Origin of the sequence: Novosphingobium piscinae (assembly GCF_014230355.1) — a bacterium.
GTDB classification, from domain to species: Bacteria; Pseudomonadota; Alphaproteobacteria; order Sphingomonadales; family Sphingomonadaceae; genus Novosphingobium; species Novosphingobium piscinae.
On the sequence record NZ_JACLAX010000003.1, the window covers coordinates 66150 to 91011 of the forward strand.

Genomic DNA, 24862 nt, shown 5'->3' on the forward strand with positions numbered 1-24862 from the left:
ACGGCTCAGGCTAGCGGGGATCGGGGTAGGCAGCGGGAAACTTGGAGGCTTGCCCCGCACCGCCGCTCGCCGGGACGGCGACCACGGACTGGATGAGGTGGTCCTGCTCGGCATCGCTCAGTCGTTCCCAACCGTCGCGACCAAGCCGCTCGAGCGGCCGATAGCGGACCTTGTACTGCATCCGCTCCGAGCCCTGCACCCAATAGCCAAGATAGACATAGGGCAGACCGAGGCGGGCGGCGCGGCGGATGTGATCGAGAATGATGAAATTGCCAAGCCCTGCACGCGCCTCATGAGCGGGATCGTAGAAGCTGTAGATCATCGACAGGCCGTCGCCCTGGCGGTCGGTCAGGCAAGCTCCGACGAGGCGGCCCGGAGTGATCCCGTCGCCAGGCTCCCGGTACTCCATGACAAAACTCGTCACCGGGGTATGTTCCACCATGTCGGCGAAATCGACCTCGTCCATCTGCGCCATGCCGCCGTCGGGATGGCGCGTGCCGAGATAGCGGCGCAGCAGCTCGAACTGCTCGTTGGTCGCCCAGGGCTTGCACTCGGTCACCACCAGATCCTGGTTGCGCTTGAGATTGCGCCGCTGGGTGGCCGAGGGATTGAACTCGGTCGCCACGACGCGAACCGATACGCAGGCGCTGCAATCACCGCAGGACGGACGATAGGCCACGGTCTGGCTGCGGCGGAAGCCGATGCGGCTGAGCGCATCGTTGAGCGCATCGGCGTGGGGCCCCTTGAGCTCGGTGAAGACCTTGCGCTCCATTCGCCCGGCCAGATAGGGACAGGGCGCCGGGCTGGTGACGAAAAACCTGGGGAAACGGACAGGTGCGGTCACGGTGCCGGCAATCCTCGATCCACAAGCGACCCTAGCGAGGGGCGGGGCACACGAAGGGGTCGTGCGCTTCGATATGACTATGCTGCGAGGCGCGGCGCGAGGAAAGTGCTTTAACCAACTTTAACACGCCATCAGGGATGCCCCGGAGGGCAATCACCGGGAAAGCCCTGTCAACAGCGCGGCGGGGTCAGTTCACGTCGACCTGGCTCACATCGTAACCCTTGGCCCGCAGCGCGGCGACCAGCGCCTCGAGCTGCTCGCGGTCGCGCGCCTCGCACTCGATATCGGTGATCAGGCCCTTGGCCGGCAGGTGGGTGAAGATCCGCTGGTGCCAGATCTCGATGATGTTGATGTTGTGCGCGTTGAACTCCTCCATCACCTTGAACAGGGCCCCGGGGCGGTCCTGCAGGGTGAGCCGCAGCCGGGCCAGCCGGCCCGAGCGGGCGAGATCGCGCAGCAGCACGTTGGCGAGCAGACGGGTGTCGATGTTGCCACCCGTCAGGACAATGCCAACCTTGCGGCCGGCAAAGCGGTCGCGATTGGCAAGCACCGCGGCCAGCCCGGCAGCGCCGGCGCCCTCGACCACGGTCTTCTCGATCTGCAGCAGCAGCGCCAGCGCGCTTTCCATTTCGGATTCGCGCACCAGCAGGAAATCGTCGAGCAGCTCGGCCAGGATGCGGCTGGTGAACCGCCCCGGCTCCTGCACGGCGATGCCCTCGGCCAGGGTGTCGCCACCGAGCGGGTACTGCGTGCCCTTGAGCAGGTTGTACATCGAGGGGAACAGCTCGGCCTCGACCCCGATCAGGCCGATCCCGGGCTTGAGCCCGCGCGCCGCCGTGCTCATGCCGGTCGCCAGCCCGCCGCCACCGACCGGGATGACCAGCATGTCGAGCTCGGGCGCGTCCTCGAGCATTTCGAGCGCCACGGTGCCCTGCCCGGCGGCGACGGCCGGCTCGTCGAAGGGATGGACGAAGGCCAGCCCGAGCTCCTGTTCGAGCCGGCGGGCATGGGCATAGGCCTCGTCGAAGGTCTCGCCCTCGAGCACCACGGTGCCACCGACCGCCTCGGTCTGCATCACCTTCACGGTCGGTGTGGTGCGCGGCATGACGATCGTGACCGGCAGGCCCAGCCGGGTGCCGTGGTAGCTGAGGCCCTGGGCATGGTTGCCGGCCGAGGCCGCGATCACGCCGCGGCGGCGCTGGTCGTCGGTCAACTGGAGCAGCGCGTTGAGCGCGCCGCGTTCCTTGTAGGCGGCAGTGAACTGGAGGTTCTCGAACTTGAGCCAGATGTCGCACCCGGCAATGGCGCTCAGCGTGCGGCTGTGCAGCGTCGGCGTACGCACCACCTTGCCCGCAATCCGCGCGGCCGCGGCCTGGACATCGGCAAGCGTGAGCAGCGCCGAAGCGGGCGCCGTGGTGGCAAGGGGAACGGACGTGGCCATGACCTCGCGGCCCCTAAGATATTCCGGGCGCTTTGTCGAACCGCTATTGCGGCCGCGCGCCCCCGCCGCGGCGGGCGAACAGCGCGGCCAGCCCGGTCACGACCAGGATCGCCGCGGTGTCGGCGATCCAGTCGCGGATGTCGCAATCGCGCTGCAGCGCCGGGATCGACTGGACCACCTCGATCACCGCGCCGAGGAATGACAGCCGCTCGACCGTGCGCCAGCGCGGCGCCCGGGGCCAGCCGATGGCGGCCAGCGCGGCCAGGGTGGCGAAGGCGAGGATGTGATTGACCTTGTCGCCGAGCCGGTCGGTCGGCACCTGCGGCGGATGCGGCAGGCAGGCCATGACCACCGCAAAGGCCAGCGCGGCCCAGAACAGCAGGCGGGCGGGAAGCTCGAACCGGGTGGCGGCAGGGGTCATCGCCCTGCCCTTAGCGGCCCGCCCGGGCCGTTCCAAGCCGGCTTGTCCCTCCGCCCCGGACCGCGCGCGCACCGACGCCCCGACCGGCGCGCGGGAAATCGCGGCTCGCAGCGCATGCGAGGGCTGGCAGGGCGCGCAATTGCGGGTAAACAGTCGCGGCCATGAGCACACCACGCAATGTCAGTTTCATCGGTCTCGGCGTGATGGGCGGCCCCCTCGCCCGCCACCTCGGCGCGGCCGGCCATCGCCTGACCGTGTTCAACCGCTCGCCCGCGCGCCGCGACGCCTGGCTCGCGGCCAATCCCGGACTGGCGGTGCGCGTCGCCACCAGCCCCGCCGATGCCGCGGACGGGGCGGACGTGATCCTGACCTGCGTCGGCAACGATGATGACCTGTCGGACGTGGTGCTCGGCCCCAACGGGGTCTTCACCACGTTGCGCCGCGGCGGCCTGTTCATCGATCACACCACCGCCTCGGCGCGGATCGCCCGGCAGATCGCGGTCGAGGCGCGCGACAAGGAGATCCTCTGCGTCGATGCGCCGATGACCGGCAGCCAGATCGGCGCCGAGAAGGGCACCCTCACCCTGATGTGCGGCGGGCGGCCCGAGGCGATCGCCGCGGCCCAGCCGATCTTCGCCGCCTATACCCAGCGCGTTGTCCATATTGGCAAGTCCGGCTACGGTCAGCTCGCCAAGATGGTTAATCAGATCTGCATCGCCGGTATCGTCTCGGGCCTGTCCGAGGCGATGCGCTTCGCCCAGGCGAGCCGCCTCGATACCGACAAGGTCTACGAGGCGATTTCGGGCGGGGCCGCGCAATCGTGGCAGATGGACAACCGCTGGAAGACCATGGCCGCCGACGAGTTCGATTTCGGCTTCGCGGTCGACTGGATGCGCAAGGATCTGGGCCTGGCCATGGACGAGGGCCGCGCGCTGGGGGTATCGCTGCCGATCACCGCGCTGGTCAACCAGTTCTATGCCGAGGTCCAGGCCCTGGGCGGCGGCCGCGAGGACACGAGCGCGCTGGTGCGGCGCCTGCCGTTGCCGGGGCGGAAACGGTAGCTGCCGCCGGTCCATACCGGGGTCCCGGGCGGGGGCTGGCGCGGCGGACGCAACGGATCTCCGATGGAACAGGATTGTGTAGAACCCTCATGACCACGCTTGCGCTTCGCCCCGGCCGCCCCATCATCGCCGTCCTGCTGGCTTGCGCTGGCCTCGGGCTGTCGTCCCCGGCCGCGGCCGATACGCTGATCGACAATGTCGACGGCTTCACCCTGACCGAGGACGGCCGGATCGAGCGCCTCGACGGCCTGCTGATCGGCAGCGACGGCCGCGTGCTGCGCGTCCTCCACAAGGGCGACAAGCGGCCCGCCAGGGTCGACTATCTGCTCGACGGCAAGGGCCGCGTGCTGATGCCGGGGCTGATTGATGCCCACGTCCACGTGATGGAGGTGGGGCTCGGGGCGCTGACGCTTGACCTTTCCACCACCCGGACGCTGGCCGAAGCCCAGGCGCGGATCGCCGCCTATGCCGCGGCGCATCCCGATCACCCTTGGATCATCGGACGCGGCTGGAACCAGGAGGTCTGGGGGCTGGGCCGCTTCCCCACCGCGGCGGAGCTGGATGCCGTGGTCAAGGACCGCCCGGTCTGGCTGTCGCGCGCCGATGGCCATGCCGGCTGGGCCAACTCGGCCGCCCTCGCCGCCGCCGGAGTGACCGCGGCCACCAAGGCCCCGCCGGGCGGGCGGATCGAGCGCGCGGGCGCCACCCAGCAACCCGCCGGTGTGCTGGTCGATGCCGCGCAAGAGCTGGTCGGCCGGGTCGTCCCGCAGCCGCGCCCGGAGGATCGCGATCTGGCCTTCGCCAAGGCGCAGGAGCTGTTCCTGCGGCGCGGGTTGACCGGCGTGGCCGACATGGGCACCAGCATCGAGGACTGGCAGGCCTTCCGCCGCGCCGGGGATCTGGGCACGCTGCGGCTGCGCGTGATGGCCTATGCCGCAGGCACCGAGGCGATGACCCTGATCGCCGGGTCCCAGCCGACCCCTTGGCTCTATGACGACCGGCTGCGGCTGGGTGGGGTCAAGCTCTACATGGACGGCGCGCTCGGCTCGCGCGGGGCGCTGCTGAAGGCGCCCTATGCCGATGCTCCCGGGCAGAGCGGGCTGTCGCTGCTGGACGGGGTGCAGCTGCGCAACCTGATGAGCCGCGCCGCGATCGACAAGTTCCAGGTCGCGGTCCACGCCATCGGCGACAAGGCCAATGCTGACGTGCTCGACGCGATCGGCGAACTGTCCGAAACCTACAAGGGCGACCGGCGCTGGCGGATCGAGCATGCCCAGGTGATCGATCCGGTCGACATCCCGCGGCTGGCGCGGTTCGGCACGATTGCCTCGATGCAGCCGGTGCACCAGACCTCCGACCGGCTGATGGCCGAGGCGCGGCTCGGTCCTGGCCGCCTTGCCGGGGCCTATGCCTGGGCTTCGGTGCTCAAGGTCGGCGGACGGCTGGCCTTCGGCTCGGACGCGCCGGTCGAACTGCCCGACCCCTGGGCCGGCTGGGCCGCGGCCTTCACCCGCACCGACGAGAACGGCCAGCCCTATGGCGGCTGGCAGCCGCAGGAGCGCGTCACCCGCGAGCAGGCCCTGGCGGCCTACACCACCGACGCGGCCTTCGCCGGTTTCGCCGAGACGAAGTTCGGCCGCCTCGCCCCCGGCCTGCGCGCCGACTTCATCCTGATCGACCGCGACCCGTTGCTGGCGAGCGCCACCGAACTGCGCGCGACACGGGTGCTCGAGACCTGGGTCGGTGGGCAAAAGGTCTGGGCAGCAGCGAGCGCGACGACGCCCTGAGGGTCGGCCGGTTAACCCGAACGCGGCGGTCTGGCCCGGGGATCGTTACCGCGGGTCCGGCCTGACCCGGCTCGGGCTCAGCTGTCTGAACCGGTCGCCGCGGGCAGCCCCGGCTCCGCCGCCTGCTCATCCGCCTTCTCCTTGGCCTCGCGGCGTTCGGTGAACAGCATGAACAGCAGCGAGCCCTCGAACAGCAGCAGCAAAGGGATGGCCAGCATCAGCTGCGAGACCACGTCGGGCGGGGTGATCACCGCGGCCACGGCGGTGATCGCCACGATCACGTAGCGCCGCGCGGCGGTGAGCTGCTGGCGCGTGACGATCCCGGCGCGGTTGAGCAGCAGCAGCAGCACCGGCAGCAGGAAACTGATCCCGAAGGCGAGGATGAACTGCATCACCATCGACAGGTATTCGCCGATCGCCGGGGTGGCATCGAGCTTGAGCCCGCCGCGCATGCCCTGGAAGCCGATCATCCAGCGGAAGGCGGTGGGCATGACCACATAATAGGCCAGCGCCGCGCCGCCGGTGAACAGCACCGGGGTGGCGATCAGGAAGGGCAGGAAGGCCTTCTTCTCCCGCGCATAGAGCCCGGGGGCGATGAAGGCCCAGAGCTGGTTGGAGATGATCGGGAACGACACGAAGAAGGCGGCGAACAGGGCCACCTTCAGCTCGACGAAGAACGCCTCGTAGAGCTTGGTGTAGATCAGGTGGCCCTGCCCCGGCGGAAAGGCCGCGGTGAGCGGGCGGACGAGGAAGCCGAAGATGTCCTCAGCGAAATAGAGGCAGACCGCGAAGGTGATGGCCAGCGCGATGATGCAGCGGATCAGCCGGGTCCGCAGCTCGAGCAGGTGATCGAGCAGCGGCGCCTGCGTCTCGTCGATGTCGTCGATGCGGAAGGGCACGGTCATGCGCCTTCCCGCGCGGTCGGCTCGGCCGGGATGACGGCCGGCGCCGGCGCGGCGGAGGAAGCCGTGGCCACGCTGTCCTGCGCCGCCGCGCCCGGTTCGGCCGGGGCCGCCCAGTGCTCGATCGCCAGCGGCTGCCCCTCGGCGGCGGCGGCGGCGGCGGCCGCATCACCGTCGGGGTCGACCACCACGGTGGGATGCGCGGCCATGATCGCGGCGTTGCGCTCCTTCCACTCGCGCTCCATCTCCTCGAGCTCGGCCTCGCGCACCATGTTCTCGAAGCCCGACCGGAAAGCGTTGGACATGCGCCGCATCTTGGCCACCCACTTGCCCGCCACGCGCATCGCCCGCGGCAGATCCTTGGGGCCGATCACCACGATGGCGACGACCGCCGTGAGCAGCAGTTCATCGGCGCCGATATCGAACATGCGGGTGCGGCCGGCGTCGGATCAGCGCGGCAGCTGGTCGCTCGACTGCTGGGCCACCGGCTCGGCCGGCGCGGCGGCCGGCGGGATCTGGGCGGGCGGCGGCGCCGGACGAGCGCTGTCGTCATCGGCCATGCCCTGCTTGAAGCTCTTGATGCCCTTGCCGAAGTCACCCATCATCTCGGAGATCCGGCCGCGGCCGAAGAGCACGAGCACGACCAGCGCCACGATCAGCAGGTGGGGAAGCGAAAGACCCATCAAATCAACTCCTGAGACAACGGCGAAGCCTCTGCCAGACTCTCGCCCATAGGCCCCGTTATCCGGCTAATCTAGGGCGTTTTCCTGCGTATTGCCAGTGGCAGTGCCGTCGGGCCCGGTTTCCAGTGCCGCCAGCAGCGCGACATCGACCGGATCGAGCAGGCCTGCGGCCCGCAACTCGTCGATCCCCGGCAGGTCGCGGCGCGACTGCAGGCCGAAGTGCGAGAGGAAGGCGGGCGTCGTAGCATAGATCACCGGCCGCCCCGGCACCTCGCGCCGGCCCACCGCACGGACCCAACCGGCCTCGAGCAGAACGTCGAGCGTGCCCCGCGCGGTCTGCACCCCGCGAATCGATTCGATCTCGGCGCGGCTGACCGGCTCATGATAGGCGACGATCGCCAGCACCTCGGTGGCCGCGCGCGACAGGCGCCGCACCTCCTCGCGATCGCGCCGCAGGAGGTGGGCGAGATCGGGGGCGGTCTGGAAATGCCAGCGCTCGCCGCGCACGACCAGCTCGATGCCGCGCCCGGCATAGTGCTCTGCCAGCGCCGCCAGCGCCGGCTCGACCACGGCCCCGCCCAGATGCGCCGAAATCGCCGCCGCGGTCAGCGGTTCTGTCGCGGCGAACAGCGTGGCCTCGACCGCGCGGACCAGATCGTCGGGTGGCGCGTTCATCCCGGCACCCCGCGCAGGCGGAGCGGTCCGAACGGCTCGGCCTGGGCCAGCTCGGCCTTGCCCAGCCGGGCCAGCTCGAGCGCGGCGACGAAGCTCGAGGCGAGCGCCGAGCGGCGCAGCTGCGGATCGGGCTGGTCGGGCAGGAGGTCGCGCAGCTCGACCCAGTCTAGGCTGACCCCCAGCATCGCCGAGACCCGCGCCAGCGCGGTCTCGAGCGTCATCACCATGCGATCACGCACCATGTGCACCACCGGCGCCGTGCGCGCCTTCACCTGGCCATAGGCCTGGACCAGGTCGAACCAGTCACAGGTCCACTGCTGGTGCCGGTCGACCGCGAGGCCCTCAGGGTTTCCTCGAGGAAACACGTCGCGCCCCAAGCGGTCGCGCGCCAGCAGCCGCGCCGCCGCCTCGCGCATCGCCGCCAGCCGCTGCAGCCGCAGCTGCAGCCGCAGCGCCAGCTCCTCGGGGCTGGGCTCCTCCTGCGCTTCGCGCGGGAGCAGCAGCCCGCTCTTGAGATAGGCCAGCCAGGCAGCCATCACCAGATAGTCCGCCGCCAGCTCGAGCCGCAGGGCGCGCGCGCGTTCGATATGATCGAGATACTGGTCGACCAGCGCGAGGATCGAGATCCGCCGCAGGTCCACCTTCTGCCGCCGGGCGAGATCGAGCAGCAGGTCGAGCGGCCCTTCCCAGCCGTCGAGCGACAGGACCAGCGCGGCCTCGTCATCCGGCGGCGACCCGGGCGGCGAGTCGGCCGGCAGCGGCATCAGGCCGGGGTGCCGGCCAGCGCCAGCAGGCTGTTGCGCTGCGCCACCAGCGCCGCGCCGCGCGCCGGATCGGCGACCAGCGGACCGATCCCGGCCAGCGCGGCGGCGAGCCGGGCGGCGCTGTCCTCGCGCAGCACCGGACAGGCGCGGGCGATGCCGATCATGTCGTCCAGCCGGGCCCAGCAATTGAGCGCCACGTCGCAGCCCGCCGCCAGCGCGCGCGCGGCCCGCTCTGGCACGGGTCCCTGCAGCGCCGCCATGTCGAGATCGTCGGTCAGCAGCAACCCGCCAAAGCCGATCCGCCCGCGGATGATCTCGGCAATGATGCGGGGCGACAGCGTGGCCGGCCGCTCGGCGTCCCAGGCGGGAAACAGGATGTGCCCGGTCATGCCGATCGGCGCCCCGGCAAGGCTGCGGAACGGGGCCAGGTCGCGCTCCAGCGCGGCCGCGTCAGCGGTGACGGTGGGCAGCTCGTGGTGGCTGTCGGCCAGTGCGCGGCCATGCCCGGGCATGTGCTTGACCACCCCGACCACCCCGGCGCGGGCCAGCCCATCCAGGATCGCCCGGCCCAGCGCCGCCACCCGCAGCGGTTCGGCGCCCAGCGCGCGATCCCCGATCACGTCATGGGCCCCCGGTTCGCGCACGTCGAGCACCGGCCAGCAGTCCGACGAGATCCCCGCCTCGGCCAGCTCCAGCCCGAGCGCCTCGGCATTGCACCGCGCCGCCTCGATCGCGCTGGCTGGGGCCAGATCATAGAGCCGGTCGAACGCCTCGCCGGTCGGGAAGGCCGGCCAGACCGGCGGCTTCATCCGGGCCACCCGGCCGCCTTCCTGATCGATCGTCACCAGCAGGCGCTCACGCCCGTGGATCGCGCGCAGATCGTCGGTCAGCGCGCGCAGCTGGTCGCGGCTCTCGATGTTGCGGCCGAACAGGATGTAGCCCGCCGGGTCGGCGTCGGCGAAGAAGGCACGCTCGTCGGCGGTGAGCCGGGGGCCGGACAGGCCGAAGATCGCGGGAACCATGGCCCGGGAATCGCAGCAAAGCCCCGCGATCGCAAGATCGCAGGGCCCTGCCGGTGTGGATAGGCGGTCTGGCCGGGCCGGGCGGCCCTAGCGCTTGACCTGGCAGGCCACGCCCGCCGCCTTGAGGCTGCCGCACAGCGCATTGGCCGCGGCCAGATCAGCGGCCACCGCCTGCAGGCGATAGACCGTGCCGATATCGGCCGACCCCTCGAGCACGCGGTGCCGGAGCCCCTTGAGCACCTCGTGGCTGGTGCTCAGCCGCGACCAGCCGGCCTCGGCCGCCGCCTGCGAGGAATAGGCCCCGACCTGGACCCCGACGCCGCCACTGGCCGGCTCTGCCGCGGCCGCACCCTTGCCGGCAGCCGGGGAGGCGGGCGCCGCCGCCGCCGCCGCCGCCGGAGCGGCCGACGCCACCGGGGTTTCGGTGCCGCCCAGCTTGGCGGCGGGGTTCTTGCCCTCCGACACGGCAAAGGCGGAATCGCCGGTGCCGGCGAAGGTCTTGCCGCCCTTGTCGGCCGGCTCGCTCTTGTAGGGTTCGCTTGGCGCAGGGATCACCCCGCCCTCGGCGACCTGCGCCGGACCCGTGGAGCGGTGGTTGAGCATCCAGATGCCCCCGACCAGCAGCGCCAGCAGCGCCACCCCGAAGGCGACAAAGCGCGCGACCCGCGCGGTATCGATCGCGCCCTCCTCGTCCTCGTCATCGGCGGATTCGAGCCAGGGCAGCCGCTCGTCGTCATCCAACGCGAGCGCCGGTTGCGGCGCGCCCACGCCCAGCGCCTCGCCCACAGCGAAGGCGGTTTCGGGCGCATCGCCGATCCCATCCTGGCCGATCCCATCCTGGCCGATCCCACCCTGGTTGTCGGTCTGGTCGTTGTTGTCGTTCATCGAGCCCCCTGCCCTCTTCTGGCGACCGCACGCTGGCCTTGCGCTACAGCTCCTCGACCGCCTCGACGCCGAGTAGCGCCAAGCCGTTACGAACCAGTTGCCCGATTTGCGCAGCGAGGAAAAGCCTCGCGCCGGTCAGCGCGGCGTCCTCGGCCACGATGAAGCGCTTGTCGGGCCGGTCATTGCCGATGTTCCAGTAGGCATGGAACGCCGCGGCCAGATCGCCCAGGAAAAAGGCCACGCGGTGCGGCTCGCGCGCCACCGCCGCCGCCTCGACCAGCCGCGGGAACTGGGCCGCCAGCTTGACCAACGCCAGCTCCTCATCGCCCAGCCGGTCCAGCGCCGCGGCATCCGGCGCGAAGCCCTCGGCCGCCGCCTTGCGCAGGGTCGAGCAGATCCGCGCATGGGCATACTGGACGTAGAACACCGGGTTGTCCTTCGAGGCCTCGACCACCTTGGCGAAGTCGAAGTCCATCTGCGCCTCGGGCTTGCGGGTCAGCATGGTGAAGCGCACCACGTCCTTGCCGACCTCGCGCACCACGTCGGCCAGGGTGACGAAGGTTCCGGCGCGCTTCGACATCTTCACCGGCTCGCCATCGCGCAGCAACTGGACCATCTGCACCAGCTTGACCTCGAACGGCGTCGCCGTGCCCTTGGCCCCGGTCATCGCGGCGACCGCGGCCTTGATCCGCTTGACCGTCCCGGCATGGTCGGCGCCCCAAATGTCGACCAGCGCATCGGCGCCCTGGGCCTTCTGGAAGTGATAGGCGAGATCGGCGCCGAAATAGGTCCAGGTCCCGTCGGACTTACGGATCGGCCGGTCCTGATCGTCGCCGAAGCGGGTCGAGCGGAACAGCGGCAGGGCCACCGGCTCCCAGTCCTCCAGGGTCTTGCCCTTGGGCGCCTCGAGCACGCCGTCGTAGACCAGATCCTGCGCGCGCAGCCAGGCCTCGGCCTCGGCCGGCTTGCCCGCCGCCTGCAGCTCGGCCTCGGAGGAGAACAGGTCGTGGTGGATGCCAAGCAGGGCAAGATCGTCCTTGATCATCACCAGCATCGCGGCGACCGCGCGGGTGCGGAACAGGTCGAGCCATTCGCTTTCCGGCGCGGCGGCATAGCGATCGCCGAATTCGGCGGCCAGCGCCTGACCGACCGGGATCAGATAGTCGCCAGGATAGAGCCCCTCGGGGATCGCGCCCACGTCCTCGCCTAGCGCCTCGCGGTAGCGCACGTGGACCGAGCGGCCCAGCACCTGAACCTGCGCCCCGGCGTCGTTGACATAGTATTCGCGCACCACCCGGTGCCCGGCGAACTCGAGCAGGGCTGCCAGCGCATCGCCGACCACCGCGCCACGGCAGTGGCCCATGTGCATCGGCCCGGTCGGGTTGGCCGAGACATATTCGACGTTCACCGTGCTGCCCGCGCCGAGCGTCGAGCGGCCATAGTCTGGCCCCAGCGCGGCGATCGCGCGCAGCTCGGCCAGCCAGGCGGCGGTGTCGACACGCAGGTTGATGAAGCCCGGCCCGGCGATCTCGGCCGCGCTGACCAGCGGCAGCTTCGCCAGCTCGGCGACCAGCGCCTCGGCCAGCACGCGCGGGTTGGTGCCGGCCGGCTTGGCCAGGACCATCGCGGCATTGGTGGCCAGATCGCCATGCGCCGGATCGCGCGGCGGCTCGACCGCCACGGCGGCTCGGTTCAGCCCGGCGGGCAGGGTGCCAGCCCGTTCCAGCGCGTCGAGCGCAGCGGCGATGTGGCCGACGAAAGCGGCGTGAAGCGTGAGTTCAGCAGACATGGCACGGGCGGTTAGCCCGTTTGCGCCGGCTTGGGAACACCCACCGCGCCGCGCGCGGCGATTGCCTCAGCGGGTCGCGTTGTAAGCCAGCTGGCTCTGGTCGAGCTGGAACCCGACCAGCACCTCAAAGGTGGCGCGCGCCACGGCGGCGCGCACGTCGGGCTGGGCCAGCGGATCGATCGCCGCATCGGCATCGCCGGCCTTGCGCTTGCGGGTCAGGCGGTTGCGCACCTCGGGCGGGAGGGTGGCCTCGGCCCGGTCGACATAGGCGCTGCCGGTGCCATGGGCCTGGGCCCGGTCCTGCCCGTCGGCGAAGGTCAGGCTGATTGTGCCGAGCCGCTTGGCGATCACCGCCCGGCCACCGCGCAGCACGGTCACGAAGTAGGGCAGCTGCACGGTCCGCGCGCCGCGGGTGTCGGTGCGGCGGGCCAGCACGTCGAAGCCGACCTGGGTGAGCACCTTGTCGCCGGCGCCGGCATCGTTGCATGAAGGGCGCAGGTTGGTCAGCACCGCGGTCACGTCGATCGCGCCGGCGTCGGTCGCTCCGGGGGAGCGGAACAGCGTGATGTCGCCGGTATAGTCGGGCACGCCCACCGCCGGGCAGACACCGCGGACCGAGGCGATGCCAACGCCATCGTCCACCACGATATCGCCCTTGGTCTTGCACCCGGCCAGCGCAAGCAGGGCGCCGGCCAGGCCAGCCGCGGCGAAAAGACGGGTGCGAAAGGTCATCCTGCGGTCCTCGGTTTGAGCTTGCTGCCCTAGCGGCGCGCGCCGGGAAGCGCTAGGGGCGAGTACATGAACGCGCCATTTCCGGAATCGCCCAGTGCCGCAACCAGTCTCGCCCCCGCCGGCGAGACGCTCCGCCTGCTGATCGCGGCCCCGCGTGGCTTCTGCGCCGGGGTCGACCGGGCGATCGAGATCGTCGAGCGCGCACTCGCCCGCTACGGCGCGCCGGTCTATGTCCGCCATGAAATTGTGCATAACAGGTACGTGGTCGACGGGCTGCGCGCCAAGGGCGCGGTCTTCGTCGAGGAGCTCGACGAGGTGCCCGACGGCGCCCCGGTGATCTTCAGCGCGCATGGCGTGCCCAAGGCGGTCCCGGCCGAGGCGACCGCGCGCGGGCTCGACTGGCTCGATGCGACCTGCCCGCTGGTCAGCAAGGTCCACCGCCAGGCGGAACGCCAGATCGAGGCCGGCCGGCACATCCTGTTCATCGGCCACCGCGGCCACCCCGAGGTGATCGGCACGCTCGGCCAGGTGCCGGAGGGCTCGGTCACGCTGGTCGAGACCGAGGAGGACGTGGCCGGGCTCGATTTCCCCGCAGGGACCGCGCTGGCCTTCCTCACCCAGACCACGCTGTCGGTCGACGATACCGCCGGGATCATCGCCGCGCTCAAGGCCCGCTACCCCCAGATCAACGCGCCCCGCGCCGAGGACATCTGCTACGCCACGTCGAACCGCCAGGCGGCGGTCAAGGCGATCGCCAGCGATTGCGACATGGTGCTGGTGATCGGCGCGCCCAACAGCTCGAACTCGCTGCGCCTGGTCGAGGTCGCCCAGCGCTGCGGCGCGCGGGCCCAGCTGATCCAGCGCGCCGACGAGATCGATCCCGCCTGGCTGGCCGAGATCGGCACCCTCGGCCTGACTGCCGGTGCCTCCGCACCCGAGGAGCTGGTGCGCGAGGTGGTGGCGCGGATTGCCACGATCCGGCCGATCGAGGAGGAAACCGTCATCACCGCCGAGGAAAAGATGGTGTTCAAGCTGCCCCGCCAGCTGATCGACTGAGCGCCCCTCAGCAGGATTGTCCCCATGGCCGTCTACACCCACCTCGGCGCGGAACAGCTGGCCGCGCTGATCGCCGAATTCGATGTGGGCGCGCTGCGCAGCGCCAAGGGCATCGCCGAGGGCGTGCAGAACAGCAACTGGCTGATCGAGACCGCCGGCCGCGATGGCAGCGGCGCGCGCTTCATCTTGACCATGTACGAGGAGCGCACCGAGGTGCGCGAGCTGCCTTTCTTCCTGGGCCTGATGGACCACCTCTCGGCCCGCGGCTGCCCGGTGCCGGCCACGATCCACGACCGCGCCGGCGCCTCCTTCCGCCAGCTCGACGGCAAGGCCGTGGCCCTGATCGAGTTCCTCTCGGGCGTGTCGGTGAGCGAGCCCACGGTCGGCCAGGCCCGCGCGGTGGGTGAGGCGCTGGCGCGGCTGCACCTCGCCAGCCTCGACTTCCCGATGGTCCGCACCAACGATCTCGGCCCGGCCGGATGGCGCCGGCTGGTCGACGGCTGCGGCGCCGACGGGCTCGACCGGATCGACCCCGCGCTGGGCGCGCTGGTCACCCGCGAGCTCGACGACCTCGAGGCGCACTGGCCCGCGGACCTGCCCCGTTCGGTGATCCACGCCGATCTGTTCCCCGACAACGTGCTGATGCTGGGCGACCGGGTCTGCGGCCTGATCGACTTCTACTTCGCTTGCATCGACCTGACCGCCTACGATCTGGCGGTAACCCATGCCGCCTGGTGCTTCGACGCGACCGGCCGGCATTTTGCCCCGGAGCTGTCGGCCGCGCTGATCGGCGGCTACGAGACCGTCCGGCCCCTGTCAGCCGCCGAGCGGGCGGCCCTGCCGCTGCTGGCCCGCGGCGCGGCGATGCGCTTCCTCTCGAGCCGCGCCTACGACTGGCTGCACACCCCGGCCGATGCCTTCGTCACCCGCAAGGACCCGCTGGCCTTCGCCCGGCGGCTGACCTTCTACCGCGACCAGCCCGGCGTCTTCGCTTGAAGGCGGTCACGATTTTCACCGACGGGGCCTGCAAGGGCAATCCCGGCCCGGGCGGCTGGGGCGCGATCCTGCGGATGGGCGAACACGAGAAGGAGCTGTCCGGCGGCGCGCCCGAGACGACCAACAACCGCATGGAGCTGATGGGTGCGATCATGGCGCTGCGCGCGCTGCGCCAGCCCTGCCAGGTCACGCTCCACACCGACAGCAAGTATGTGATCGACGGAATCACCAGCTGGGTGTTCGGCTGGCAGCGCAATGGCTGGAAGAACGCGGCGAAGAAGCCGGTCGCCAATGCCGACCTGTGGCAGGACCTGATTGCCGCCGCGCGGCCGCACCAGATCGACTGGGTCTGGGTCAAGGGTCATGCCGGCCACGTCGACAACGAACGCGCCGACCGCCTCGCCAGCGCCGCGGCCGAGGCGGCGCGGACCGCCTAGGGCAGACGCCGATCGGGTGACCTCGGCTCGGCTGCTGCAGGTTTTTCTTCTTGCCGTGTTTGCCGGGTCAGCAGGCGCTTCCATCTGCTGCGATAACGCACCGGCAGCGCGGCGCCGGACGGCCTTGCCGCGAGGGGCGACACGCCGCGATGGTCACGGGGTCTGGACTGTCCGTATCAATACCAGGGCAAGGACCACTCCGTTCGCGCCGAAGAGCAGCCCGATGCCGAAGATCCGGCGGCGCGCCCAGTGGGCATCCGCGACCCGGGTGGGACGCGCCTGGCGCCGGATCCGATCGACAGACCAGGCCACCGCAAGCACCAGCAGCGCATAGGCGCCGTAGCGCGGCGCTGACCGACCGATCGTGCCGAAAAGATCGAGGCCGACGAGCGCCGTGGACAGCAGCAGGCCCATCAGCATGACCATTTCCGAGCCTCGCCAGAACAGAAGACGCCTGCCCTGAACAAAGCGAGGCCGAAGATCATGTCCATTGATCACACTTTTCCCCCCAGCATGATGCGACCCTTCTGTTATCTTCGATGTCACACCCATAGGCAATCTCTATCACAGCAATCAGCAGGCAATGATTTGGGTCTGTCCCTTCAAGGTTTGGTTTTACTTATCTCACGCTCAATCAATTGATTAAAATCAATTTGGAGAAATCTACTCTCCAGAACCGGTCCCATTCAACGTTGTCTGGACAACGCCGGGTCGGGATCGCCCGCCCTCATTTCAGGGCGGCAACTGACGCCCCACCTTGATCTGGGCCTCTGCCTCCACCCAGACGTGCAGCCGGGAACCGAACCTTAACCCGGCCCGCGCTAAGCCCCGGGACCATGTCGACGATCCTGTTCTTCGCCGCCACCGGGCTGGTCATGCTCGGCCTCACCCTGCTCGAGCGGAGGTTCAACCCCGGCCGCACCGACTGGTGGCGCAACCTCCAGGCCTGGGCGCTGCAGATGGGGGTCGGCATGCTGGCCATGCGAGTGTGGCCCGACTGGCACGGCGGGGCACTGATCGACCTGCGCACCATGCCGCTGTGGCTGGCCCTGCCGATCTTCGTGCTGGTGCGCGATTTCCTCGAGTTTCTCTACCACTATGCCTCGCACCGCATCCCGGCGCTGTGGGCGATGCACTCGCTCCACCACTCCGATCCCGAGATGACCGCGCTCACCACCAACCGCCATTTCTGGGGCGATCAGCTGGTCAAGGCGGTGACGATCTGGTCGGCCGCCTCGATGATCACCACCTCGACCTACACCCTGATGGTCAGCTATGCGGTGATGAGCCTCTACAACTACTTCATCCATGCCAACCTGCGGATCGATTTCGGCCGCTGGTCATGGGTGCTCAATGCGCCGGCCTATCACCGGCGCCACCATTCGCGGCTGCCCGAGCATTACGACACCAACTTCGCCGCGCTCTTCCCGATCTGGGACGTGCTGTTCCGCACCTATCGCCGGCCGGACGGGTGGCCGCCGTGCGGGCTCGACGAGGGCGCCCCGCAGTCGCTGGGCGATCTGGTCCGCTGGCCGCTGCGCTGGCTCCCGCAGCGCGCCCCGGCCACTCCGGCCGTGCCCAGCGAGGCCTAGCGCCTGTCCTGAAGAGGTTCACCCACCTCTTGTCCGTCTGCGTCGAGCGGCGTCGACAGTCATCGCACGGTGTTTCTCGACTTCGGCCTAAGGGGGCGAACGTTGGGCCCAAACGCGCTGAGGCAGCCCAAAACGCATTCGCAGACCCGCAAATTAGCCTACCCCCAAGGCCATCGTCGTCCCGGGCTTGACCCGGGAAAGGGCGGTTCTTCCCCAGCCATGGCCGCGCAAGCCCTGCCCCGGCTCAAGGCCGGGGCGACAATTAGAGGGTGGTCCGTGTTCTGTGCCGAGAGGACCTCCATGCCTGGTTCCAGGCGGAAACTGCCCCTCGAATTTGTCCACGCCACCTAAGGCGCTGCGGCGTCCGCGGGCACCTGCAGCCCGGTCCATTCGGCGAGGAAGGCGAGCACGTCGGCATTCTCCTCGATCGCCTTGTCGGTGGGCTTGCCCGACCCGTGCCCGGCGCGGGTCTCGATCCGGATCAGGTGCGGGCGCGGGCCGATCTCGGCGGCCTGCAGCGCGGCGGCATACTTGAAGCTGTGCCCCGGCACGACCCGGTCGTCGGTATCGGCCGTGGTCACCAGGATCGCAGGATAGTCGCGGCCTGGACGGATGTTGTGGTAGGGGGAATAGGCCCGCAGCACGCGGAAGTCCGGCTCGCGGTCGGGATAGCCGTAATCGTCGACCCAGTAGCGCCCGGCGGTGAAGCGGTCGAAGCGCAGCATGTCCATCACCCCAACCGCGGGATTGGCCGCGGCGAACAGGTCGGGGCGCTGGTTGACCACCGCGCCGACCAGCAGACCGCCGTTGGACCCGCCCTGGATCGCAAGCCGCCCCTTGGCGGTGATCCCCTCGGCGATCAGGAACTCGCCAGCGGCGATGAAGTCGTCGAAGCTGTTCTGCTTATTGCCGAGCCGGCCGGCATCGTGCCAGGCCTTGCCGTACTCTCCGCCGCCGCGGATGTTGGCGAGGGCAAAGGCGCCCCCCGCCTCGAGCCAGGCCATCCGCGAGGCGGCGAAGCCGGGTGTCAGCGACACGTCGAACCCGCCATAGCCGTAGAGCAGCGTCGGCACCGGCTTGCCCGCTGCGGCCACGGCGCGGCTGCGCACCAGGAACAGCGGCACGCGGGTGCCGTCTTTCGACGCGAAGAAGCGCTGTTCGACCAGGTAGCGCGCGGGATCGAAGGTCAGCGCCGGCTGGGCGAAGGGCTTGGCCTGGCCGGTCGCCATGTCCAGCCGGTAGATCGTCGCGGGGCGGTTGAAGCTGCTGAAGGTGTAGAACGTCTCGGCATCCCCGGGACGGCCGGTGAAGCCGCTTGCCGTCCCGATATCGTCGATCATCAGCTCCTGCGCGGGGCGACCGGCCAGATCGACCACCACGGCCCGGCTATTGGCGTCCTGCAGATAGTTGAGCACCAGCTTGCGACCGATGATGGTCGCCCGCTCGAGCTTGTTCGCCCCCTCGGGGACGACCTCGCGCCAGTCGGCCCCCGGGCGCTCGAGATCGAGCGAGACCAGGCGGTAGCGCGGCGCATCACGGTTGGTGACGAACCACACCCGGCTACCCAGCGCCTCGACCAGCTGCCAGTCGTGGTCCAGCCCGCCGACCAGCGCACGGGGCTGCCAGCGCTGCGGGCCGCGGCGGCGCAAGTCCACCACGTGGATCGCATGGCGCGCATCGGTGCCCGCCGACGAGGTGATCACCGCCCAGCGGCCGTTGGCCGTGACCTCGGCGACATGGCCCAGCTCGGGCCGGTCCGGCGTGGCATAGACCAGCTCGTCCGCTTCCTGGGGGGTGCCGATACGGTGGAACCACAAGGACTGGTTGTAGGACAGCTGCTGGAAGGCCTGACCCTTGGCCGGGGCCGGGAAGCGTGAATAGAGAAAGCCCTCGTTGCCCACCCAGGCCAGCGCGGTGAACTTGGCCCAGCGCACCGTGTCCGGCAGGGCCTGCCCGGTGCGCACGTCAAGCACCCGCAGCACCCGCCAGTCGCTGCCGCCATCCTGCACGCTGTAGAGCAGGAAGCGCCCATCGCCCGACGGCTTCCATGCGTCGAGCGCGGTCGCCCCGTCCTCGGCCCAGCGGTTGGGGTCGAGCAGCAGCCGCGGGGTGCCGTCAAGCCCCTGGCGCACCCACAGCTGCGGCTGGTTCTGCAGGCCGGCGTTGCGCAGGTAGAAGTAGCGCCGGCCTGCCTTCACCGGCAGGCCGAAGCGCTCGTAGTCGGTCAGCTCGCGGATCCGCCGCGCGAACCACCCGCGCGCCGGCAGCCGGGCCAGGTAATCGGAGGTGACCCTGTTCTGCCGCGCCACCCAGTCGGCCACGGCGGCATCGTTGCGCACGTCCGCCTCGAGCCAGCGATAGGGATCGGGCACGGCTTCGCCGAACCGGGTTTCGACCAGCGGATCGCGCCGGGTCTGCGGATAAGGCGCCACCAGCTGCGCGGCAACGCGCGGCGCGGCGGCCGGATCGGAACGGGTCATGGCATCTCCGGCCTGCGCCGGGTGCGGCACAAGCGACAACAGCAGCGCCGCCAGCGCGGCAGGGGGGCGAAACGGCATCCTCACGTGTCCGGGTTCAGACCTCTGTGGCCCTTTATGGGCGACGGGCCGGGCGCAAGGCAACAGCCCGCGCGCCCTACCAGTGCGCCATCGCCCCTTGAGGCAGGCCGCGGCGGGCGGCAACGCAAAAGGGCGGCCGCGTCGCCGCGACCGCCCTGTACGGATGGCTGGGCCGAGGCCCGAGCGATCAGGCCTCTTCGAGCTCGTCCTCGCTCAGCACCGGACCCGAATCCTGGCCCTTGGCCGCAACGTCGCGGTCAACCAGCTCGATCACCGCCAGCGGGGCGGCGTCCGAGGCGCGGATGCCGGCCTTGATGACGCGGCTGTAGCCGCCGTTGCGATCGGCGTAGCGCGCGGCCAGCACGTCGAACAGCTTCACCAGCTGGGCGTCGTCGAGCAGGCGGGCGTGGGCCAGACGACGGTTCGACAGGCCGCCACGCTTGGCCAGCGTGATCAGCTTCTCGACGTAGGGCCGCAGCTCCTTCGCCTTGGGCAGGGTGGTGGTGATCTGCTCGTGCTTGATCAGCGAGGCCGCCATGTTGCGCAGCATCGCGATGCGGTGCGACGAGGTGCGGTTCAGTTTGCGACCGCCAAGCTTGTGACGCATGGGTAATCTCCGTTCGTAAGGGGGCCGTGCAAGGTACCCCGGTCCTGGCTCGCGCTAAGGGGGCGGGCCGTTTCCCTTGGTCGTCGCCCCGGGCTTGCCCCGGGAGCGCGGGCCGGACCAAACCGACGCCGCGGCGAACTTGGACAGCAGTCCCGGGAGCAAGCCCGGGACCACGCCGATCAGCCCAGCAGCTCCTGTTCGAGCTTCTTGGCCATTTCCTCGATGTTCTCCGGCGGCCAGCCGGGGATGTCCATGCCCAGGCGCAGGCCCATCGACGAGAGCACTTCCTTGATCTCGTTGAGCGACTTGCGGCCAAAGTTCGGGGTGCGGAGCATCTCGGCCTCGGTCTTCTGGACCAGGTCGCCGATGTAGATGATGTTGTCGTTCTTGAGGCAGTTGGCCGAACGCACCGACAGCTCGAGCTCGTCCACCTTCTTGAGCAGGTAGCGGTTGAGCTGGTTGGTGTCACCCTCGTCGGCCGGAGCCGCCGAAACGCCGATCATCGGCGAGGCGCCGACCGGGGCGACGTCCTCGAAGTGGACGAACAGCGAGAGCTGGTCCTGCAGGATTCGCGCGGCATAGGCCACGGCATCCTCGGGGGTGACAGTGCCGTCGGTATCGACCGTCAGGCTGAGCTTGTCATAGTCAAGCTCCTGGCCGATGCGGGCATTGTCGACCTTGTAGCTGACCTGGCGGACCGGCGAGTAGAGCGAGTCGACCGGGATCAGCCCGATCGGCGCGTCGACCGGACGGTTCGACACGGCCGGGACGTAGCCCTTGCCGGTGTCGGCGGTCAGTTCCATGTTCAGCGTCGCGCCCTCGTCGAGGTGACAGATCACGAGATCCTTGTTCATGATCTCGATGTCGCCGGTCACCGCGATGTCACCCGCCTTGACCTCGGCCGGGCCAGTGGCGGAGAGCTGGAGCCGCTTCGGCCCCTCGCCCTGCATGCGGATCGCGATCTGCTTGACGTTGAGCACGATGTCGGTGACGTCCTCGCGGACGCCGGCCAGGCTCGAGAACTCGTGCAGCACGTTCTCGATCTTGATCGAGGTGATCGCGGCACCCTGCAGCGACGACAGCAGCACGCGCCGCAGCGCGTTGCCGAGCGTCAGGCCAAAGCCCCGCTCGAGCGGCTCGGCGACGAAGGTCGCACGGCGCTTGGGATCGGTCCCGGCCTTGATCTCGAGGGTGTTGGGCTTCTTCAGTTCCTGCCAGTTCTTGATATTGACAGTCATGGACTTCCCCTAGGGTATGTTCTGGCGGGAAAAGCCGCAGGCCCCTGAGGGACCGCGGCTTCTCGAAACTGCGGCGACCCGGGGGCCGCCGCGAAAGCACGATCAGACGCGGCGACGCTTGGACGGGCGCACGCCGTTGTGCGGGATCGGGGTCACGTCGCGGATCGAGGTGATGGTGAAGCCCACCGCCTGCAGCGCGCGCAGCGCGCTCTCGCGACCCGAACCCGGGCCCTTGACCTCGACCTCGAGGGTGCGGACGCCATGCTCGGCGGCCTTCTTGCCGGCATCGTCGGCGGCAACCTGGGCGGCATAGGGAGTCGACTTGCGGCTGCCCTTGAAGCCCATCATGCCGGCCGACGACCACGAGATGGCGTTGCCCTGGGCATCGGTGATGGTGACCATCGTATTGTTGAAGCTGGCATTCACGTGGGCGATGCCGCTGGTGATGTTCTTGCGCTCGCGGCGCTTAATGCGCTGGGGTTCGCGTGCCATGTGCTGAATTCCTGTCGAATAGCGGGAAAGAAGGGAAAAGCCGTGCCCGGGCGGGCGACGGGCTTACTTCTTCTTGCCGGCGATGGGCTTGGCCTTGCCCTTGCGGGTGCGGGCGTTGGTGTGGGTGCGCTGGCCGCGGACCGGCAGGCCCTTGCGGTGACGCAGGCCGCGGTAGCAGGCCAGGTCCATCAGACGCTTGATGTTCATCGCGGTGTTGCGACGAAGATCGCCCTCGACGGTGTATTCGGCGTCGATCGTCTCGCGGATGTGCAGGACTTCCTGGTCGGACAGGTCCTGGACGCGGCGGGTGTGATCGATCCCCAGCTTGTCGGCGATGTCCTTGGCGGACTTCGGACCGATCCCGTGGATGTAGGTGAGCGCGATGATCACGCGCTTGTTGGTGGGGATGTTGACCCCGGCAATACGAGCCACTTAATTCTCCATGCTCCACAGGGGCCGGCGATCCGCCAGGGGGCCGCCCCTATCTCAACGCGGTTTCACCGGATCAAAACGGCAAAAGCCCGGACGGTGTCGCACAAGCGGCGCTCACCTTCCGGACATCCGGTTCGATCGAGTGAAGGGCGCGCTTAGGCCGATTCGCGGCACGTGTCAACGCCGGGCGGAGGCCTGGTCAACCGGGCGTCCTAGGGAGCTTTCACGAGGGCCGGGACACTCCCGGATTAACCCTGATCGTCACCCGGCGAATCGCCGCCGCAAGAGGGATCAACCGGCGATGACCGCCTCGATTGCGGCGGTGACGGCGTCCATTTCGGCCATGCCGTCGACCCGGCTGACGATGCCGCGCGTTTCGTAGATCGGCAGGATCGGCGCGGTCTTGGCCCGGTACTCGGCCATGCGGGTGCGCACCGTGTCCTCGTTGTCGTCGGGCCGGCGCTTGAACTCGGTCCCGCCGCACTTGTCGCAGACCCCGGCCTGCCGCGGCTGCTCGAAGGTGTCGTGATAGCCCTTGCCGCAGCTCGCGCAGGTGAAGCGGCCGGTAATCCGCTCGACCAGCGCATCCTCGTTGACCTCGAGCTCGATCACGCGGTCAAGGTTGCGGCCACGGCTGGCCAGGATCGCGTCAAGCGCCTCGGCCTGGGGCGCGGTGCGGGGATAGCCGTCGAAAATCGCGCCCTGCCCGGGCTGCAGCGCATCCAGCTCTTCACCGATCAGCGCCGAAACGATCGCGTCGGAGACCAGCTCGCCACGCTCCATCACCGCCTTGGCCTCGAGACCCACCGGGGTCCCGGCCTTGACCGCAGCGCGCAGCATGTCGCCGGTGGACAGCTGCCGCATCCCGTGGCGCTCGACCAGACGCTGTGCCTGGGTGCCCTTCCCCGCTCCCGGCGGGCCCAGCAGGATGATGTTCACTTCGGCAGCTCCCCTGATTGTCGCGCCACCCTTGCCCGGGAGACCGCGGCCGGACAAGTCCGACTTTGGTCCCGCCCCCTCAGCGCATGCGGCCCTTCAGCTTGGCCTTCTTGATAAGGTCACCGTACTGATGCGCCAACAGGTGCGACTGGATCTGCGTGATCGTATCCACCGTTACGTTGACGACGATCAGCAGCGAGGTGCCGCCGGCGAAGAACAGGCTGACGCCGGTCTGGGCGATCACCCATTCGGGCACGACGCAGACCACGGTGATGTAGGCCGCGCCGATCACGGTGATCCGGGTCAGCACATAGTCAAGATAGGTCGCGGTGTTCTTGCCCGGACGGATGCCCGGGATGAAGCCGCCGTTCTTCTTGAGGTTCTCGGCCGTTTCCTCGGGGTTGAAGACCACCGCGGTGTAGAAGAACGAGAAGAAGATGATGCCCAGGGCATAAAGCAGCATGTAGACCGGCTTGCCGTGCGCCAGATACTGGTTCAGCCCGATCACGAAGGCGCCCAGCGTGGTATCGGCCGAGACCGAATTGCCGGCGAACTGGGTAATCGTCAGCGGCAGCAGCAGCAGCGAGCTGGCGAAGATCGGCGGGATCACGCCGGCGGTGTTGAGCTTGAGCGGCAGGTGGCTGCGATCGGCCTGCATCATGCCGCGCTGGGTCGCGCGCTTGGGATACTGGATCAGCAGCCGCCGGGTGGCGCGCTCGAAGAAGCAGATGCCGAGGATCAGGCCGACCAGCAGAGCGACCAGCCCGACGATGGTGAAGCCGCTGATCGAACCCGATCGGCCGCCCTCGAACAGGTTGGCGATGAAGGTCGGCATCTGGGCGACAATGCCGGCCATGATGATCAGCGAGGTGCCGTTGCCGATCCCGCGCGAGGTGATCTGCTCACCCAGCCAGAGCAGAAACATCGTCCCGCCGATCAGCGAGATCACCGCGCTGAGCCGGAACACCAGCCCGGGCATGACCACCGCCTGGAGGCCGCTCGAGGCGCCGTAGGCCTCGAGCCCCGAGGCGACGAACCAGCCCTGCACCGCGGTCAGCAGCACGGCGCCGTAGCGGGTGTACTGGTTGAGCCGCTTGCGGCCGCTTTCGCCTTCCTTCTTGAGGCTGGCGAGCGCGGGGTGAAGCGAGGCGGCAAGCTGCACCACGATCGAGGCGGTGATATAGGGCATCACGCCGAGCGCGATCAGGCTCATTCGCTGCAGACCACCACCCGAGAAGGTGTTGAACAGATCGAGGATGCCGCCCTGGGTCTTGCTGTAGAGCGTCTCGAGGATCAGCGGGTTGACCCCGGGCAGCGGCACGAAGCTGAGGAAGCGGAACACGATCAGCGCGCCGATCGTGAACCAGATCCGCGTCTTGAGCTCGGTCGCCTTGGAGAAGTTGGCGAGGCTCAGGTTGCTCGCGATGTTGTCGGCGCGTGATGCCATGTCAGCTAGGTGCCTTGCTGGGGCGCGGTGCCGCACCGATCCCTATCGGCGCCCGTCCTCCC

At 69.4% G+C, this 24862-nt stretch carries 26 protein-coding genes; 6 read left to right on the forward strand and 20 right to left on the reverse strand.

Features of this window, described 5'->3' with window-relative positions; genetic code table 11:
* Window positions 1-10: 10 nt before the first annotated feature.
* From H7F53_RS03975 to H7F53_RS03985, 3 genes are all read right to left on the reverse strand, one after another.
* Window positions 11-844, reverse strand: a complete 834-nt coding sequence (locus tag H7F53_RS03975; RefSeq protein WP_185678194.1) for an arginyltransferase — start codon at window positions 842-844, stop codon at window positions 11-13.
* 187 nt (window positions 845-1031) lie between these two features.
* Window positions 1032-2285 (reverse strand): threonine ammonia-lyase, encoded by a 1254-nt coding sequence (locus H7F53_RS03980; protein ID WP_185678195.1) that lies wholly within the window; start codon window positions 2283-2285, stop codon window positions 1032-1034.
* A gap of 43 nt (window positions 2286-2328) precedes the next feature.
* Complete coding sequence (locus H7F53_RS03985; protein WP_185678196.1) at window positions 2329-2706, reverse strand: hypothetical protein; 378 nt, start codon at window positions 2704-2706, stop codon at window positions 2329-2331.
* 161 nt (window positions 2707-2867) lie between these two features.
* On the opposite strand from H7F53_RS03985, the gene H7F53_RS03990 reads away from it, so the two are divergent.
* Together H7F53_RS03990 and H7F53_RS03995 are read left to right on the forward strand one after the other, a co-directional pair.
* A complete protein-coding gene (locus H7F53_RS03990; RefSeq protein ID WP_185678197.1) occupies window positions 2868-3767 on the forward strand; it encodes an NAD(P)-dependent oxidoreductase in 900 nt (299 codons plus the stop codon).
* An 89-nt stretch (window positions 3768-3856) separates the two neighbouring features.
* Window positions 3857-5554, forward strand: coding sequence for an amidohydrolase (locus tag H7F53_RS03995; protein ID WP_185678198.1), 1698 nt, complete (start codon window positions 3857-3859; stop codon window positions 5552-5554).
* A gap of 77 nt (window positions 5555-5631) precedes the next feature.
* Here the strand turns inward: H7F53_RS03995 and tatC are convergent, their stop codons facing one another.
* The 9 genes from tatC to H7F53_RS04040 all read right to left on the reverse strand — a co-directional run bounded on the left by tatC (window position 5632) and on the right by H7F53_RS04040 (window position 13006).
* On the reverse strand, window positions 5632-6459 hold the full coding sequence (gene tatC, locus H7F53_RS04000; RefSeq protein ID WP_185678199.1) for a twin-arginine translocase subunit TatC: 828 nt from the start codon (window positions 6457-6459) through the stop codon (window positions 5632-5634).
* Complete coding sequence (gene tatB, locus H7F53_RS04005; RefSeq protein WP_185678200.1) at window positions 6456-6884, reverse strand: Sec-independent protein translocase protein TatB; 429 nt, start codon at window positions 6882-6884, stop codon at window positions 6456-6458. The genes tatC and tatB overlap by 4 nt, the downstream gene beginning before the upstream one ends.
* A gap of 21 nt (window positions 6885-6905) precedes the next feature.
* Window positions 6906-7139, reverse strand: coding sequence for a twin-arginine translocase TatA/TatE family subunit (locus H7F53_RS04010; RefSeq protein ID WP_379542782.1), 234 nt, complete (start codon window positions 7137-7139; stop codon window positions 6906-6908).
* Between the two features lie 66 nt (window positions 7140-7205).
* Entirely contained in the window at window positions 7206-7814 is a 609-nt protein-coding gene (gene scpB / locus H7F53_RS04015; RefSeq protein ID WP_185678202.1) for an SMC-Scp complex subunit ScpB, read from the reverse strand.
* Window positions 7811-8578: a segregation and condensation protein A gene (locus tag H7F53_RS04020; protein ID WP_185678203.1), complete on the reverse strand. Its 768-nt coding sequence runs from the start codon at window positions 8576-8578 to the stop codon at window positions 7811-7813. Before H7F53_RS04020 ends, scpB begins: the two co-directional genes overlap by 4 nt.
* Window positions 8578-9600, reverse strand: coding sequence for a beta-N-acetylhexosaminidase (gene nagZ / locus H7F53_RS04025; protein ID WP_185678204.1), 1023 nt, complete (start codon window positions 9598-9600; stop codon window positions 8578-8580). The genes H7F53_RS04020 and nagZ overlap by 1 nt, the downstream gene beginning before the upstream one ends.
* Before the next feature lie 87 nt (window positions 9601-9687).
* Window positions 9688-10485: an SPOR domain-containing protein gene (locus tag H7F53_RS04030; RefSeq protein WP_185678205.1), complete on the reverse strand. Its 798-nt coding sequence runs from the start codon at window positions 10483-10485 to the stop codon at window positions 9688-9690.
* A gap of 43 nt (window positions 10486-10528) precedes the next feature.
* Window positions 10529-12274, reverse strand: a complete 1746-nt coding sequence (gene argS / locus H7F53_RS04035; protein WP_185678206.1) for an arginine--tRNA ligase — start codon at window positions 12272-12274, stop codon at window positions 10529-10531.
* 66 nt (window positions 12275-12340) lie between these two features.
* Complete coding sequence (locus tag H7F53_RS04040) at window positions 12341-13006, reverse strand: hypothetical protein (protein ID WP_185678207.1); 666 nt, start codon at window positions 13004-13006, stop codon at window positions 12341-12343.
* A gap of 66 nt (window positions 13007-13072) precedes the next feature.
* Here H7F53_RS04040 and ispH point away from each other — a divergent pair, with 66 nt between their 5' ends.
* Genes ispH through rnhA form a run of 3 tightly spaced genes read left to right on the forward strand, consistent with a single transcriptional unit; the run spans window position 13073 to window position 15495 of the window.
* Entirely contained in the window at window positions 13073-14062 is a 990-nt protein-coding gene (ispH, locus tag H7F53_RS04045) for a 4-hydroxy-3-methylbut-2-enyl diphosphate reductase (RefSeq protein WP_185678208.1), read from the forward strand.
* A gap of 24 nt (window positions 14063-14086) precedes the next feature.
* Window positions 14087-15058 (forward strand): homoserine kinase, encoded by a 972-nt coding sequence (gene thrB / locus H7F53_RS04050; protein ID WP_185678209.1) that lies wholly within the window; start codon window positions 14087-14089, stop codon window positions 15056-15058.
* Entirely contained in the window at window positions 15055-15495 is a 441-nt protein-coding gene (rnhA, locus tag H7F53_RS04055) for a ribonuclease HI (RefSeq protein ID WP_185678210.1), read from the forward strand. The genes thrB and rnhA overlap by 4 nt, the downstream gene beginning before the upstream one ends.
* Window positions 15496-15648: 153 nt before the next feature.
* Here the strand turns inward: rnhA and H7F53_RS04060 are convergent, their stop codons facing one another.
* Complete coding sequence (locus H7F53_RS04060; RefSeq protein ID WP_185678211.1) at window positions 15649-15915, reverse strand: hypothetical protein; 267 nt, start codon at window positions 15913-15915, stop codon at window positions 15649-15651.
* Between the two features lie 416 nt (window positions 15916-16331).
* Here H7F53_RS04060 and H7F53_RS04065 point away from each other — a divergent pair, with 416 nt between their 5' ends.
* Window positions 16332-17087, forward strand: coding sequence for a sterol desaturase family protein (locus H7F53_RS04065; RefSeq protein ID WP_185678212.1), 756 nt, complete (start codon window positions 16332-16334; stop codon window positions 17085-17087).
* A gap of 347 nt (window positions 17088-17434) precedes the next feature.
* On the opposite strand, the gene H7F53_RS04070 is transcribed toward H7F53_RS04065, so the two are convergent.
* The 7 genes from H7F53_RS04070 to secY form a co-directional block, all read right to left on the reverse strand.
* Window positions 17435-19645, reverse strand: coding sequence for a prolyl oligopeptidase family serine peptidase (locus tag H7F53_RS04070; protein ID WP_185678213.1), 2211 nt, complete (start codon window positions 19643-19645; stop codon window positions 17435-17437).
* Window positions 19646-19832: 187 nt separating this feature from the next.
* Window positions 19833-20252, reverse strand: a complete 420-nt coding sequence (gene rplQ, locus H7F53_RS04075; protein ID WP_185678214.1) for a 50S ribosomal protein L17 — start codon at window positions 20250-20252, stop codon at window positions 19833-19835.
* Between the two features lie 179 nt (window positions 20253-20431).
* Window positions 20432-21490 carry a DNA-directed RNA polymerase subunit alpha gene (locus tag H7F53_RS04080; RefSeq protein WP_185678215.1) on the reverse strand — a complete coding sequence of 353 codons (1059 nt, stop codon included), beginning with the start codon at window positions 21488-21490 and terminating at the stop codon, window positions 20432-20434.
* A 102-nt stretch (window positions 21491-21592) separates the two neighbouring features.
* Complete coding sequence (rpsK, locus tag H7F53_RS04085; protein WP_007011846.1) at window positions 21593-21982, reverse strand: 30S ribosomal protein S11; 390 nt, start codon at window positions 21980-21982, stop codon at window positions 21593-21595.
* A gap of 63 nt (window positions 21983-22045) precedes the next feature.
* Window positions 22046-22414 (reverse strand): 30S ribosomal protein S13, encoded by a 369-nt coding sequence (gene rpsM / locus H7F53_RS04090; RefSeq protein WP_185678216.1) that lies wholly within the window; start codon window positions 22412-22414, stop codon window positions 22046-22048.
* 291 nt (window positions 22415-22705) lie between these two features.
* Complete coding sequence (locus H7F53_RS04095; protein WP_185678217.1) at window positions 22706-23353, reverse strand: adenylate kinase; 648 nt, start codon at window positions 23351-23353, stop codon at window positions 22706-22708.
* Between the two features lie 79 nt (window positions 23354-23432).
* The gene (gene secY, locus H7F53_RS04100; RefSeq protein WP_185678218.1) at window positions 23433-24800 is read right to left on the reverse strand and encodes a preprotein translocase subunit SecY; all 1368 of its coding nucleotides are present in this window, start codon (window positions 24798-24800) and stop codon (window positions 23433-23435) included.
* Between the last annotated feature and the right edge of the window lie 62 nt (window positions 24801-24862).

Bases quoted from the DNA above. Each gene is read 5' to 3' on its own strand.
- H7F53_RS03980 (WP_185678195.1), bottom strand. From the start codon at position 2,285: ATGGCCACGTCCGTTCCCCTTGCCACCACGGCGCCCGCTTCGGCGCTG.
- H7F53_RS03985 (WP_185678196.1), bottom strand. From the start codon at position 2,706: ATGACCCCTGCCGCCACCCGGTTCGAGCTTCCCGCCCGCCTGCTGTTC.
- H7F53_RS03990 (WP_185678197.1), top strand. From the start codon at position 2,868: ATGAGCACACCACGCAATGTCAGTTTCATCGGTCTCGGCGTGATGGGC.
- H7F53_RS03995 (WP_185678198.1), top strand. From the start codon at position 3,857: ATGACCACGCTTGCGCTTCGCCCCGGCCGCCCCATCATCGCCGTCCTG.
- tatC (WP_185678199.1), bottom strand. From the start codon at position 6,459: ATGACCGTGCCCTTCCGCATCGACGACATCGACGAGACGCAGGCGCCG.
- tatB (WP_185678200.1), bottom strand. From the start codon at position 6,884: ATGTTCGATATCGGCGCCGATGAACTGCTGCTCACGGCGGTCGTCGCC.
- H7F53_RS04010 (WP_379542782.1), bottom strand. From the start codon at position 7,139: ATGGGTCTTTCGCTTCCCCACCTGCTGATCGTGGCGCTGGTCGTGCTC.
- scpB (WP_185678202.1), bottom strand. From the start codon at position 7,814: ATGAACGCGCCACCCGACGATCTGGTCCGCGCGGTCGAGGCCACGCTG.
- H7F53_RS04020 (WP_185678203.1), bottom strand. From the start codon at position 8,578: ATGCCGCTGCCGGCCGACTCGCCGCCCGGGTCGCCGCCGGATGACGAG.
- nagZ (WP_185678204.1), bottom strand. From the start codon at position 9,600: ATGGTTCCCGCGATCTTCGGCCTGTCCGGCCCCCGGCTCACCGCCGAC.
- H7F53_RS04030 (WP_185678205.1), bottom strand. From the start codon at position 10,485: ATGAACGACAACAACGACCAGACCGACAACCAGGGTGGGATCGGCCAG.
- argS (WP_185678206.1), bottom strand. From the start codon at position 12,274: ATGTCTGCTGAACTCACGCTTCACGCCGCTTTCGTCGGCCACATCGCC.
- H7F53_RS04040 (WP_185678207.1), bottom strand. From the start codon at position 13,006: ATGACCTTTCGCACCCGTCTTTTCGCCGCGGCTGGCCTGGCCGGCGCC.
- ispH (WP_185678208.1), top strand. From the start codon at position 13,073: ATGAACGCGCCATTTCCGGAATCGCCCAGTGCCGCAACCAGTCTCGCC.
- thrB (WP_185678209.1), top strand. From the start codon at position 14,087: ATGGCCGTCTACACCCACCTCGGCGCGGAACAGCTGGCCGCGCTGATC.
- H7F53_RS04060 (WP_185678211.1), bottom strand. From the start codon at position 15,915: ATGCTGATGGGCCTGCTGCTGTCCACGGCGCTCGTCGGCCTCGATCTT.
- H7F53_RS04065 (WP_185678212.1), top strand. From the start codon at position 16,332: ATGTCGACGATCCTGTTCTTCGCCGCCACCGGGCTGGTCATGCTCGGC.
- H7F53_RS04070 (WP_185678213.1), bottom strand. From the start codon at position 19,645: ATGCCGTTTCGCCCCCCTGCCGCGCTGGCGGCGCTGCTGTTGTCGCTT.
- rplQ (WP_185678214.1), bottom strand. From the start codon at position 20,252: ATGCGTCACAAGCTTGGCGGTCGCAAACTGAACCGCACCTCGTCGCAC.
- H7F53_RS04080 (WP_185678215.1), bottom strand. From the start codon at position 21,490: ATGACTGTCAATATCAAGAACTGGCAGGAACTGAAGAAGCCCAACACC.
- rpsK (WP_007011846.1), bottom strand. From the start codon at position 21,982: ATGGCACGCGAACCCCAGCGCATTAAGCGCCGCGAGCGCAAGAACATC.
- secY (WP_185678218.1), bottom strand. From the start codon at position 24,800: ATGGCATCACGCGCCGACAACATCGCGAGCAACCTGAGCCTCGCCAAC.